Origin of the sequence: Phocaeicola oris (assembly GCF_021295095.1) — a bacterium.
In the GTDB taxonomy this organism is placed as follows: Bacteria; Bacteroidota; Bacteroidia; order Bacteroidales; family Bacteroidaceae; genus Phocaeicola; species Phocaeicola oris.
On record NZ_JAJLQX010000037.1, the window covers coordinates 1 to 12,394 of the forward strand.

Annotated in this window: 12 protein-coding genes and 1 rRNA gene; 2 read left to right on the plus strand and 11 right to left on the minus strand. The window is 37.8% G+C overall.

Going from position 1 to position 12,394, the window contains the following annotated elements; genetic code table 11:
• Positions 1-101: 101 nt before the first annotated feature.
• The 4 genes from LO761_RS12195 to lptB all read right to left on the minus strand — a co-directional run bounded on the left by LO761_RS12195 (position 102) and on the right by lptB (position 4,979).
• Positions 102-2,279, minus strand: coding sequence for a SusC/RagA family TonB-linked outer membrane protein (locus tag LO761_RS12195; protein ID WP_272818557.1), 2,178 nt, complete (start codon positions 2,277-2,279; stop codon positions 102-104).
• Positions 2,280-2,490: 211 nt separating this feature from the next.
• On the minus strand, positions 2,491-3,420 hold the full coding sequence (locus tag LO761_RS12200; protein WP_272818558.1) for a FecR family protein: 930 nt from the start codon (positions 3,418-3,420) through the stop codon (positions 2,491-2,493).
• Between the two features lie 67 nt (positions 3,421-3,487).
• Positions 3,488-4,036, minus strand: a complete 549-nt coding sequence (locus LO761_RS12205) for an RNA polymerase sigma-70 factor (RefSeq protein WP_272818559.1) — start codon at positions 4,034-4,036, stop codon at positions 3,488-3,490.
• Between the two features lie 184 nt (positions 4,037-4,220).
• Positions 4,221-4,979, minus strand: coding sequence for an LPS export ABC transporter ATP-binding protein (lptB, locus tag LO761_RS12210; protein WP_272818569.1), 759 nt, complete (start codon positions 4,977-4,979; stop codon positions 4,221-4,223).
• A 273-nt stretch (positions 4,980-5,252) separates the two neighbouring features.
• Here lptB and LO761_RS12215 point away from each other — a divergent pair, with 273 nt between their 5' ends.
• On the plus strand, positions 5,253-6,014 hold the full coding sequence (locus LO761_RS12215; protein ID WP_272818560.1) for an MlaE family ABC transporter permease: 762 nt from the start codon (positions 5,253-5,255) through the stop codon (positions 6,012-6,014).
• On the plus strand, positions 6,011-6,784 hold the full coding sequence (locus LO761_RS12220; protein ID WP_272818561.1) for an ABC transporter ATP-binding protein: 774 nt from the start codon (positions 6,011-6,013) through the stop codon (positions 6,782-6,784). The genes LO761_RS12215 and LO761_RS12220 overlap by 4 nt, the downstream gene beginning before the upstream one ends.
• Positions 6,785-7,119: 335 nt before the next feature.
• Here the strand turns inward: LO761_RS12220 and lgt are convergent, their stop codons facing one another.
• The 7 genes from lgt to rrf all read right to left on the minus strand — a co-directional run.
• A complete protein-coding gene (lgt, locus tag LO761_RS12225) occupies positions 7,120-7,965 on the minus strand; it encodes a prolipoprotein diacylglyceryl transferase (protein ID WP_272818562.1) in 846 nt (281 codons plus the stop codon).
• An 11-nt stretch (positions 7,966-7,976) separates the two neighbouring features.
• Positions 7,977-9,290 (minus strand): ribosome biogenesis GTPase Der, encoded by a 1,314-nt coding sequence (gene der, locus LO761_RS12230; protein WP_272818563.1) that lies wholly within the window; start codon positions 9,288-9,290, stop codon positions 7,977-7,979.
• A gap of 32 nt (positions 9,291-9,322) precedes the next feature.
• Positions 9,323-10,204 (minus strand): GTPase Era, encoded by an 882-nt coding sequence (era, locus tag LO761_RS12235; protein WP_272818564.1) that lies wholly within the window; start codon positions 10,202-10,204, stop codon positions 9,323-9,325.
• 81 nt (positions 10,205-10,285) lie between these two features.
• Entirely contained in the window at positions 10,286-11,290 is a 1,005-nt protein-coding gene (locus tag LO761_RS12240; protein ID WP_272818565.1) for a beta-ketoacyl-ACP synthase III, read from the minus strand.
• Between the two features lie 97 nt (positions 11,291-11,387).
• Positions 11,388-11,573, minus strand: a complete 186-nt coding sequence (gene rpmF / locus LO761_RS12245) for a 50S ribosomal protein L32 (RefSeq protein ID WP_272818566.1) — start codon at positions 11,571-11,573, stop codon at positions 11,388-11,390.
• Between the two features lie 12 nt (positions 11,574-11,585).
• Positions 11,586-12,116, minus strand: a complete 531-nt coding sequence (locus LO761_RS12250; RefSeq protein ID WP_272818567.1) for a YceD family protein — start codon at positions 12,114-12,116, stop codon at positions 11,586-11,588.
• 200 nt (positions 12,117-12,316) lie between these two features.
• A 5S ribosomal RNA gene (rrf, locus tag LO761_RS12615) occupies positions 12,317-12,394 on the minus strand; the annotation flags it as partial.

Genomic DNA, 12,394 nt, shown 5'->3' on the forward strand with positions numbered 1-12,394 from the left:
CCATTCTTTTTAACATTTGAACTGTTACAGAATATACAGTTTTTTTATTCATAAGCTTTCAAATGCTGCAAAGGTAATGAATAAAGGACATTTGAGAGGTTTCAGCCTACCAAATGTCCATTACGCCGAAAAAACGCAAATCTATCATTCTTTGGGAAACGTGAAGAACCATCATAACGTCCATTTACCTGAATTAGATATTTATCAGCATAAGAATAGAATAGACGGAAAAAAGCCCCTCGTAAAGCCCATTCATTCATATAATCAGAAGTAGCACGGTCGCCGGTTGCCAAATTCAAGAAAGGAATATCATTTACTATCAAATTCTTTCTGCTCAATCCAATTCCCTTATAGGTTGTATTTTCTTGGTTGAAACCTATCATAGCCGATAAATTATGGACATCATTTATTTTTTTTTCAAATGAAACATAAGCGTTAAACACGTTATATTCTTTTTCTGCTTTAGAATATGATACTTGGTTTGGTGATGTATGAGGAAAAATAGATCCAGGGTTACCTTTTGCGTCATAATCAATATATTCCCTCACATGATTCTTCATAGAGTTGTCATCATAATTATAGGTATAATCAATATTAATTTCTAATCCTTTTAGAGGAGTTATTTTTGCGTAAGCAGTAGCATACACACTGTTATTGCGTATTTGAGAAGAACCACCTTGGGATAACCATGCGGCCATATTAGTATAATAACCATTTCCACTATAACCAGAGAAATGCCCATCAGGATGATAGATAGGCATTAAAGGTCTACTATCACCAGGTAGAATAGCAGCTAACGAACTACTTCCATATTTATTTTCAGGACCAGTTTTCTGCCTAATCATCGTAAGATTAGTTCTGAAACCAATTTTAATCTTATTATTTACTTGGTAACTTACATTAGATAATACATTAAAACGCTTATAATCTTCATCCGCCCATTTAGATATACCATCCTGCTGCAACATCCCAACTGATGTCATGTATTTTACATTATCATTGCCACCATTTATGCTCAAATCATATTTTTGCATGGGATAGCTCTTTTTATTTAATGCTTTATACCAATCTGTATTACCACAATATCTCCATTTACTATCAGAATCGTCTGGATGATGAAATACAGGAATATTATTTTTAGGGTCATTATAATAATTATGGACATACTCCATTGTTATATCATCAAAATAGTTACTACCGTTAGTGGTAGTATTTGCATCATTCATCCATTGGGTATACTCCAAAGAATTCATATAATGTGCATGGGTAATTGGGGCATTGATTGAGTAGTTGGCATTTAAAGTAACAATTGGCTTACGACTAGCAATACCTGCTTTAGTTGTTATTAATATAACACCATAAGCAGCACGAGCACCATAAATGGAAGCAGAAGCTGCGTCTTTTAATACTGTTACATCTTTGACATCAATAGGATTCAATAAGTTGGGGTCCATTTCAACTCCATCAACGAGAATTAAAGGACTACCACCAGAGATATTTGTTCCACCACGAATATTAAAACTTGAACCAGTTCCTGGACGGCCATTAGAAGATGAAATATTCAAATTAGCTATTGTTCCTTGTAAACCTGTACCTAGGTTGGTAATAGGACGATTTTCTAATACATTAGAATTTACAGAAGCTACAGATCCTGTCAAATCCTTTTTTTTCATAGAACCATATCCCACAACCACAACTTCATCCAATGCTTCAGCATCATCTTTCATGGTTATATTTAATGTACGACCGGTTACCTTAACTTCCTGTGTAGTATAACCAATATAAGAGACAATCAAAATAGCATTACTCTGAACGCTAAGTTCAAAGTTTCCGTCCACATCGGTAATGGCACCATTTGTAGTTCCTTTCTCCAAAATATTCGCGCCAATAATCGGCTCGCCTGCTGTATCTGAAACCTTTCCTGTGATACGGAGACCATTCTGTTTAGTATCCATCACATCTTCTGCTGTATTAGCACGATTAACTGTCAGAGTAATGTTTTTATCAATAACTTTGTATGAAACGTCGGTATCAGCAAAAAGTTTATTCAAGACTTCTGATACGGGTACATCATTTACATTCACAGAGACTTTTCGTTTTATGTCAACATCATTCTTGTCATAAACGAAAAGATAGTCAGTTTGTAACTCTATCTGTTTAATTACTTTCTGAACAGTAGAACTATTTGCATGAATAGACACTTTTGCTGACTGCGACATTACATCTGCAGCAAACAGACTATAAATGCAGGTAAACAAAGCGACAAGTGTTAATTTCATAGTTCGAAATAATTGTTTATTTACGGACCTTGTTTGTCCGTTAGAAATTAATTTCATAATTTTGCATTCAAATAATTGTTAATTCTTCGTTATTCTCTAATCTCGAGGGGTTAACCATGTTCTGAAGGGAGTGCCAGCTTCCTTCAGTTTTTGTTCGTTAGTACATGTTTTCCATAGGCCATTATTTTTAGTTATTATTACTGTTAATTTTTTATTTTATAATCACTATGTTATTCTCTTCGTCTTTCACATATTCAAAATGGTCAATCTGTTGTAATACTTTCAGAAAATGATCTAATCCGTCACGCATTCGGAACTTCCCTGTACAATGACGTTCATGACGCAAAATAGCTTTATTTTTTATATCTATCTTCACATCGAAATACTGCTCCAATTTCTTTAACACATTGACAACCGGCTCGTCAAAGTACACAATTCCTTGTCGCCATAAATAATAGTCCATACTCTTAATAGGAACAGTGGTCAGCTTATTATCATGAACCACGGCACGCATATTCGGAGTCAGTTTCAAAAGCTGATTAGTCGTATGATTAGTAATTACCACTGACCCTTTTAACAGTGCTGTCTCAAATTCCTCTTCCCCATTATATGCATTCACGTCAAAAGTTGTTCCTAATGCTTTAACACTATAACTCTTCGTTCTGACGACAAAAGGCTTTTCTTTATTCGTTTGAACCTCGAAGTAACCTTCACCATCCAAATACACTTTTCGTTCTCCGGAGCTGAAACGGTTTGGAAATCGTAATTTGCTATCTGCGTTTAAGTAGACTTTTGTTCCGTCGGTTAATGTCAGTTGAGCGTTTTGACCGACAGGCACATATACTGTCTGCATCATCGTCTCAGGCTCCTCTCTTTGTGAAAAAAGAAGATAACCAAGACCCAACGCCAAACAGAATACAGCTGCAACTTTAAACAACTCTGTTAAGAAACCAAATCGCTTCGTCTTATTATTATTGCTTATCTCAGGCTTATCTTGCCAATAGATCAATTCGTACAAACGACATATCTGCTGATAATGCCGCATATTCGCTTCATTAGCTTGTAACCACTCTGTTACCTCTTGTACTTGTTTTTCAGTAGTACTTCCTTCAAAATACTTAATTAAAAGGTTATCTTCCATATCAATGTCTGTTCATAAGTAATGACGATTGAAAAAGGAAGTTCACCAGTATAAAATTGATTTTTTTTTAAATTGATAACAAAATAAAAACAGAAAGGTAATCTTTCAGTGCCACTCGCAAGACTTTCAATGCTTTGGATATATGAAAGTCCACGCCTTTGACTGTAATATTCAGTTTCTCTGCTATTTCTTTCCCGCTTTTACTCTCAAAACGGCTCATCATAAACACTCTGCGGGTCTGTGCAGACATACTGTTTAATGTATTGGATAGAATAGTTCTAATCTCATCCGAAAATATGTTTTCAGGGGAAAATGCTTCAAGCGTAGATATCCGAATATTCAATTCCGCTTGCTTCTTTGTAGAAAAAGCCTCTAATGCTTTCGCCTTCACCTCCTGCCCTCTCAGATAATCGAGTGACTTGTTTTTCATAATAACTAAAAGCAATGCCAAAGGATTCTCTACTTCTTCCGCATTCATGGTCTCCCATAATTTAACCATCGACTCTGTCGCAATATCTTCTGCTGCATAGTTGTCCCGCACATACAACCATGCAAACTTTGATAACCTTCGATAATACTTCGAATAGATGTCGTTAAACAGCTCAAGTTTATTCATAAACAACTTCTCCCAACAAAATTACTATAATTTATAGCAATTTTCATTAAAATACAATCACAAAGGAGTCGTTTTCTTTTTCCGTTACACAACAAGCATAAACGCTAAATATAAAAATCTACCTGCTCTTATTTTATTTCATCTTGCACTCCCTGCCTGACAAACTGATCCTTTAGTGTGTTCCTCATAACGGCTCTTTCTCTTCCAGTTGGAAGTCTTTACGCCGTAAAACGAAGTTGGTTCCCAAATATTTTTCACGGACAACCTTATTCCCTGCCAACTCTTCCGGAGTTCCTTGGAACAGAATGCGCCCCTCAAACAACAAATAAGCACGATCTGTCAATCGTAATGTCTCCAATGCATTATGGTCGGTAATAAGAATACCGATATTTTTGTCTTTTAATTTCCAAACGATACGCTGAATATCCTCAACGGCAATAGGATCGACTCCGGCAAAAGGTTCATCAAGCATGATGAATTTCGGGTTAATAGCCAAGCATCGGGCAATCTCCGTGCGCCTTCGCTCTCCACCGGACAACTGATCGCCTAAACTTTTACGGACTTTTGTTAAATGAAACTCGGCAATCAACTCTTCCAGACGCTCTCTCTGATATTCCTTGGAAGTGTTCGTCAACTCTAATACAGACGATATGTTATCCTCCACACTCATCTTACGAAAAACAGATGCTTCTTGGGCTAAATATCCGATACCGGACTGAGCACGCTTATACACCGGATAAATCGTAATATCCTGATCGTTCAAATAAATATGTCCTTCATTCGGAACTATCAATCCGGTAGTCATATAAAATGAAGTTGTCTTACCGGCACCATTCGGTCCCAACAAACCAACAATTTCACCTTGCCGCACATTATACGATACATGACTTACAACCGTACGTTTTCCATATCGTTTCACCAAATTTTCCGCCCGAAGTACCATCCCCCCATCCTCAGAAACGGGCACGTCTTGCGGAGACTTTGCCGTTTTCTGTTCCGCAACCGGATCAACATCTTGTTCCTGACTCAATGCCGCGGTCTGATGCTGAATTTCTTCAGTTATTGATTCCTGAATTTCTTCTACTGACATATTCTTCCTATTAGAACGACAAAATTAGTAAAAAAGTTTAGTAAAAGAATAAACGAACACAATTTCAGTCATTCTTTTGCATTTATATAGATAGAAAAAGCTAATTTTGCAACAAACTGAAAAAGAATGAAGCTTTTCAAGCTACTATTAAACGGATTACAATCACTTGGCAAGTATGTGATGCTGATGGGAAGGGTATTTTCAGCTCCTGAAAGAATCCGTGTGTACCTTAAGCAGTACGTTAACGAAATCGTTAAATTAGGTGTCGACTCTGTCGGCATCGTTCTTCTCATCTCTTTTTTCATTGGGGCCGTTATCTGCATTCAAATCAAGTTGAACATTGAAAGCCCGTGGATGCCGCGTTTCGTCGTCGGCTATGCCACCCGAGAAATTCTTCTGTTGGAATTCTCCTCTTCTATTATGTGTTTGATTCTTGCCGGCAAAGTCGGATCGAATATAGCTTCCGAAATAGGAACTATGCGCGTAACCCAACAGATTGACGCATTGGAAATTATGGGTGTCAATTCCGCTGCTTACCTTATCCTTCCGAAAGCGTTGGCTCTTATGACTATCATTCCTGTTCTTGTTATATTCAGTATCACATCCGGTATTGTCGGCGCATTCTGTACCGCATGGATAGGACATGTAATGAATGTCGAAGATTTTGTTTATGGCATTCAATACAGTTTTCAAGAATGGTATATATGGGTCAGTTTTATTAAATCTGTCGTCTTTGCCTATATCATTGCAACGGTTTCCGCTTACTTTGGCTATACGGTTGAAGGTGGATCCATCGGAGTGGGCAAAGCCAGTACCGATTCTGTAGTGACAAGCAGCGTACTCATTCTGTTCTCCGACTTAATTTTAACCCAACTTCTAATGGCATGATAGAGATAAAGTCGTTATATAAATCATTCGAGGATAAAGATGTTCTGAAAGACATCAATTTCCGTTTTGATGAAGGTAAGACCAATCTGATTATAGGCCAGAGCGGTTCGGGTAAGACTGTACTGATGAAATGTATTGTCGGACTGCTCCGACCGGAACGCGGAGAAGTGTTATACGACGGACGTAATTTCCTGACAATGAAAAAGAAAGAGTTGAATGGATTACGCCGTGAAATGGGTATGATATTCCAAAGCGCCGCCCTTTTCGACTCGCTGAGTGTACTGGAGAATGTGATGTTCCCACTTGATATGTTTTCAAATAAGAACTATAAGGAACGAGTAAAACGAGCACAGTTTTGCTTAGATCGCGTGAACCTGATTGAAGCACAAAACAAATATCCCTCAGAGATAAGCGGAGGTATGCAAAAACGCGTGGCCATTGCTCGCGCCATCGCACTGAACCCGCAATATTTGTTTTGCGACGAACCTAATTCCGGCTTGGACCCGAAAACTTCACTGGTCATCGATGAACTGATTCATAATATCACTAAAGAATATAATATTACAACCATCATCAATACGCACGATATGAACTCGGTAATTGGCATTGGAGAGAGCATATTGTTTATTTGCGACGGCAAAAAAGAATGGGAAGGCACAAAGGATGATGTATTTACCGCACAAGACAAGAAGTTCAATGATTTCATTTTTGCTTCCGATTTACTCAAGAAAGTTAAAAAAGAAGAAGACCGAGAAATAGCCGAACAATAAGTTTCAACTTATTATGGGAAATTAAACATGAATTTCCTAAAGCCAAGCAAAGATTAACGAGTTTGAACGGCAACATCCAAATAGTGACGAACATCACTTTATAAAGTCATACTGACGAGTCGTATAACTCATCCGCATGAACCGAGCAACTCATCCGCATGAGTTGAGCAGTTCATACGCATCACTTTTTAGTACGCTCTTGACGACGCTGTTGAATCGTCAGTTGGGGGTATAAAGTCTTATTTGTAATTTATAGCTAACAATTTATCTCACCCGAAAAATAAAAAGAAGACCATTTTAGAAAGATCTTCTTTTTAGTCAATGCTTTGTCTCAATCAAGTATTTGACATTCGAAATATATTTTTCAAATTACCTCCTCTTATGAGGAAATAAAATCCCAACAACATAAATGGTAAACTTAAGATTTGCCCCATGTCTAAAGTCATGTCAGCTTCAAATGAAACTTGTCTTTCTTTAAGAAATTCAATAAAGAATCGAAATGTGAAAATCATAAAAATACATAATCCAAAATAGAATCCAGATTTAACCTTATACTTATTATGATATCGGTAAAGTAACCACATTATCACAAAAAAGAAAAAATAAGCAATTGATTCATATAATTGAGCTGGGTGTCGAATAACATTATCAACCTGAATAAAAACCACTCCCCAAGGCAAAGTCGTCTCTGTTCCAATTATCTCCGAATTCATAAAATTTGCAATTCTTATGAATCCTGCAGCCAATGGTGCCGCCACAGCGATTATATCCAATATTTTTAAGAATTTAATTTTGGTTTTCCTGCAAAATAAGAATAATGCGAAAATTAAGCCCAGTGTTCCGCCATGGCTTGCTAAGCCCGCATATCCCACAAATTTCCAATTATTATTAGGATAAAACTTTATCGGCAAGACAGCTTCCAGCGGATGCTCAATAAAATATGAAGCATCATAAAAAAGACAATGCCCTAAACGCGCTCCAATGAATATTCCCAAAAAGGAATAAACAAATAGCCGAGAAAAATCTTCTTTAGAATAGTTTTTATCTTTGAAAATTTTACTAACCACCATAGTTGCACTGATTATAGCAATAACCCAAAAGAAACTATACCATCGTACTGGATAGGATCCTATATTAAAAATAACTGGATCTGGATTCCATGTAATAAACAAACTAATCATATCGTCACCACTTATTTCTGACGAATAAAGATATTAATCGGTGTACCCGAAAGGTTCCATTTCTCACGAATTTTATTCTCTAAGAAACGCTTGTACGGGTCACGAATATATTGCGGCAGATTAGCAAAGAATATAAAAGTAGGAACTTTCATATTCGGCAATTGCGTAATATACTTTATCTTGATATATTTTCCTTTTGTCGATGGTGGCGGATAAGCCTCTATCAAAGGAAGGATCTCTTCATTCAACTTTGCTGTTGAGATTTTCTGCTGACGAGCCTTAAACACATTCTTTGCTTCCTCAAGCACTTTCAGAATACGTTGCTTTGTCATGGCAGAAGCGAATATAATGGGGAAATCGACAAAAGGCGCAAGACGAGCGCGGATAGCTTCTTCGAAAACCGCCTGTGCCTGAGTAGTCTTTACCTCTACCAAATCCCATTTATTAATCACTACCACGAGCCCTTTCTGGTTCTTCTGGACCAAAGAGAATATATTAAGGTCTTGCCCCTCAATGCCTCGCGTTGCATCCAGCATTAAAATACAAACATCAGCATTCTCAATAGCCCGAATGGAGCGAATAACAGAATAATATTCCAAATCTTCTGTAACCTTCGTCTTCCGTCGAATACCGGCAGTATCGACCAAATAGAAATCGAATCCGAACTTATTATAACGGGTATAAATGGAATCGCGAGTAGTACCGGCAATATCGGTAACCACATTCCTTTCCTCGCCAATGAAAGCATTAATCAGAGAAGATTTCCCCACATTCGGGCGTCCTACGACAGCGAAACGAGGAACATTTTCTTCCACCTTCTCTTCCGGATTCTTATTCAACTTACTGATGATAGCATCAAGCATATCACCTGTGCCTGCTCCCGTTAAAGATGAAATACTGAACGGATCGCCCAGTCCGAGTTTATAGAATTCGGCAGCATAATAAAGGAGATTATTATTATCCGCCTTATTAGCCACCAAAAGAACCGGCTTCTCCGATCGCCGCAATATCTTAGCAACAGCTTCATCCAAATCGGTAACTCCGTTTCGTATATCAACAACAAACAAAATGACGTCCGCTTCTTCCACGGCAATCATAACCTGTTTGCGAATTTCTTCTTCAAAAATATCATCCGAATTGACTACCCACCCACCGGTGTCAATAACAGAAAACTCTTTCCCCGCCCATTCAACTTTTCCGTATTGGCGGTCGCGGGTAGTACCGGCCTCGTCACTAACGATGGCCTGACGTGTCTGCGTCAAGCGGTTAAATAAGGTTGACTTACCTACATTAGGTCGTCCAACAATTGCAACTATATTTTCCATATTAAAATAATTTTGCGACTATCACAGTCGTGTTAGTCCAATTGATATCCAAAGTTTCTTAATTCTTTATCAGAGTTTCTCCATTCTTCATCCACCTTTACAAAAGTCTCCAGATAAATTGATTTATTAAAGAACCGTTCCAAATCTTTTCGGGCAGCTGTCGACACTTTCTTCAAAGCAACTCCCCTGTGTCCAATAATAATTCCCTTTTGAGAATCGTGATTCACATATATCAGAGCATTAATATGAATATTTTTTTCTGTCTCTTTAAAGCGTTCAACTACCACCTCCACCGAATATGGAATTTCTTTATCATAATATAATAAAATCTTTTCGCGAATAATTTCAGAGACGAAGAAACGCGCCGGTTTATCGGTCCATTGGTCTTTTCCAAAGAATGGAGGAGAATCGGGAAGCAGCTCTTTTATACGTTTCACCAGCGGTTCTATATTAAACTTTATTTTTGCCGAGATAGGAAGAATCTCAGCTTTCGGAATAAAGCTATGCCATTCCTGAACAATTGTTTCCAACTCCTTCTGATTCGTCAAGTCTATCTTATTAATCAGTAAAATAACGGGGATAGTTAGTTTGTTCACTTTATCAATAAAATCCTGATTCTTATCCGAAGTCTCAACGGTATCGGTCACATAAAGTAGAATATCAGCATCAGTAAGAGCTGATTCAGAGAAATCGCGCATACTTTTCTGTAACTTATAGTTCGGTTTCAGCACCCCCGGAGTATCAGAGAAGACGATTTGCGTATCTTCTGTATTCAAAATTCCCATAATACGATGACGGGTAGTCTGAGCCTTAAAAGTAGCGATAGAGATATGCTCTCCCACCAAAAGATTCATCAATGTCGATTTTCCGACATTCGGGTTACCTACTATATTTACAAATCCGGCTTTATGCATTTTACTTTTAATTTATTAAGGACAAAAAAACGCATCCGCAAGGGATGCGTCTAATAAGTTTGCGGTTCAAAAGATGTTATGTTATATTTTATCTCCGTCATATCCCCACTTCATATACAACGCACCATACGTAAATCCGGCGCCAAATGCAGTGAATATCAAATTATCGCCTTTCTTCAACTTCTTTTCAAAGTCCCACAGACAAAGCGGAAGTGTTCCGCCGCTGGTATTACCATACCGCTCAATATTCACCATTACCCTATCCATAGGAACTTCCAAACGGTCAGCCACAGCAGAAATGATTCTCATATTAGCCTGATGAGGAATAATCCAAGCAATATTATCCTTACTCAAATTATTTCGCTTAGCTACTTCCTCCGAAATATTGGACATATTAGTAACAGCGTATTTGAATACTGTTCTTCCTTCCTGATAAACAAAGTGCATACGGTGATCGACCGTAAAATGAGAAGGAGGACACGCTGATCCGCCTGCAGCCATGTGGAGGTAAGGAAGCCCTTTTCCATCGGTGCGGAGTATAGAATCAATTACACCTACATCCTCCGTAGTACCTTCTACCAAAACAGCAGCGGCACCATCGCCGAAAATAGGGCATGTACTACGATCGGTATAATCGGTCATAGACGACATTTTATCACCTCCACAAAGAATAATCTTCTTGTGTCGACCGGAAGCAATCATCGAAGCAGCCACTTCCAACGCGTAAAGGAAACCGCAACAAGCTGCTTGAAAGTCAAAAGCGAACGCATTTTTCAGTTCCAACTTATCAATCACAAGCGATGCAGTAGAAGGGAAATGATAGTCGGGAGTTGTAGTTGCGACAATCACTGCGTCAATCTCATCCGGATTCGTTTTTGTCTTATCCATTAATTGCTTTGCGGCTTTAGTACACATATAAGATGTTCCCAAGCCTTCTTCATTAAGAATATGTCTTTCCTTTACTCCAATACGAGTCATAATCCATTCGTCGTTGGTATCAACCATTCGAGACAATTCCTCATTTGTTAAGATATAGTCCGGAACGTATCCTCCAACACCTGTAATCACTGCATTTATTTTTTCCATTATTCGATTTAAATTTCAAGATAAAAAAGAAAGCCGACTGAGCCGAAGCTCGCCGGCTTTAACCTTCAATATTTACAAACGATCAAAGACTACTGATTTATACAGCAACTTCTTTTTCGATTGCGATTTTACCTCTGTAATAACCACAAGAAGGGCATACAGTATGGTAAACATGCCAAGCGCCACAATTTGGGCAAATGGCTAATGTAGGAGCAACTGCCTTATCATGAGTTCTTCTCTTAGCAGTTCTTGTCTTTGATTGTCTTCTCTTAGGATGTGCCATTTTACTAAAACTTTAATTATTATCTAATATTTTTTTTAATTCATTCCAACGGGGGTCTACAGCATTATCAGAACTAATCTTATTGTCAGACTCTTCCTGTATAGATTGACCGTCAAAGTCATCTTCTTTCATCGGACTAAGATATTCCTTATACTTTTTCATCATCTCCCCGTTACATTTTCCGGGTTCATGCACATGCTTAATCGGAATATTAAGCGCAATAAATTCATACATAAACCATGCTACATCAATAAAACCTTCCTCTTCAGGAACAACCACCAAGTCTTCTCCATCAACAAAAGTTCTTCCTAACTTCACTTTTAATTGATCAGACGAAGAAATAGGCAATATCATATCATCCAAACATCTATCGCAGGTAACAATGATATGTCCATCGGTCTGAAAGTTCAATATAAAAGCATCATCATCACGTATTACATCAAGAAGCACCTTTAGATTTCCTTTTTGAATCTCAGAAGTCTCAAGGGCTTTAAAAAACTGATCGTCAAGATCAAACTCGTAATGACATGAGTCCGATCTCATATTTTTCAGTTCTACTTTATATTTATCTTTTATATTCAATATAATAACCTATAAACCGGGCGACAAAGATACAAATTATTTTTTGTAAAGCTGTCTTTAAAAGAGATATTTTTGCTTTTAATAAAGTTTTTATCGAATTTTGAAATTTTGGCTCAACCATAAAAAAAGAGGAGTCTTTCCTGTTCAAGGAAGACTCCTCAAGAAGGCAGCTGCCTACTCTCCCACTCTGACGCAGTACCATCGGCGTGACGGGGCTTAACTTCTCTGTTCGGAATGGG

Excerpts from the sequence above, each read along its gene's own strand:
- LO761_RS12195 (WP_272818557.1), bottom strand. The coding sequence starts at position 2,279 with ATGAAATTAACACTTGTCGCTTTGTTTACCTGCATTTATAGTCTGTTT.
- LO761_RS12200 (WP_272818558.1), bottom strand. The coding sequence starts at position 3,420 with ATGGAAGATAACCTTTTAATTAAGTATTTTGAAGGAAGTACTACTGAA.
- LO761_RS12205 (WP_272818559.1), bottom strand. The coding sequence starts at position 4,036 with ATGAATAAACTTGAGCTGTTTAACGACATCTATTCGAAGTATTATCGA.
- lptB (WP_272818569.1), bottom strand. The coding sequence starts at position 4,979 with ATGGTACTTCGGGCGGAAAATTTGGTGAAACGATATGGAAAACGTACG.
- LO761_RS12215 (WP_272818560.1), top strand. The coding sequence starts at position 5,253 with ATGAAGCTTTTCAAGCTACTATTAAACGGATTACAATCACTTGGCAAG.
- LO761_RS12220 (WP_272818561.1), top strand. The coding sequence starts at position 6,011 with ATGATAGAGATAAAGTCGTTATATAAATCATTCGAGGATAAAGATGTT.
- lgt (WP_272818562.1), bottom strand. The coding sequence starts at position 7,965 with ATGATTAGTTTGTTTATTACATGGAATCCAGATCCAGTTATTTTTAAT.
- der (WP_272818563.1), bottom strand. The coding sequence starts at position 9,290 with ATGGAAAATATAGTTGCAATTGTTGGACGACCTAATGTAGGTAAGTCA.
- era (WP_272818564.1), bottom strand. The coding sequence starts at position 10,204 with ATGCATAAAGCCGGATTTGTAAATATAGTAGGTAACCCGAATGTCGGA.
- LO761_RS12240 (WP_272818565.1), bottom strand. The coding sequence starts at position 11,290 with ATGGAAAAAATAAATGCAGTGATTACAGGTGTTGGAGGATACGTTCCG.
- rpmF (WP_272818566.1), bottom strand. The coding sequence starts at position 11,573 with ATGGCACATCCTAAGAGAAGACAATCAAAGACAAGAACTGCTAAGAGA.
- LO761_RS12250 (WP_272818567.1), bottom strand. The coding sequence starts at position 12,116 with ATGAGATCGGACTCATGTCATTACGAGTTTGATCTTGACGATCAGTTT.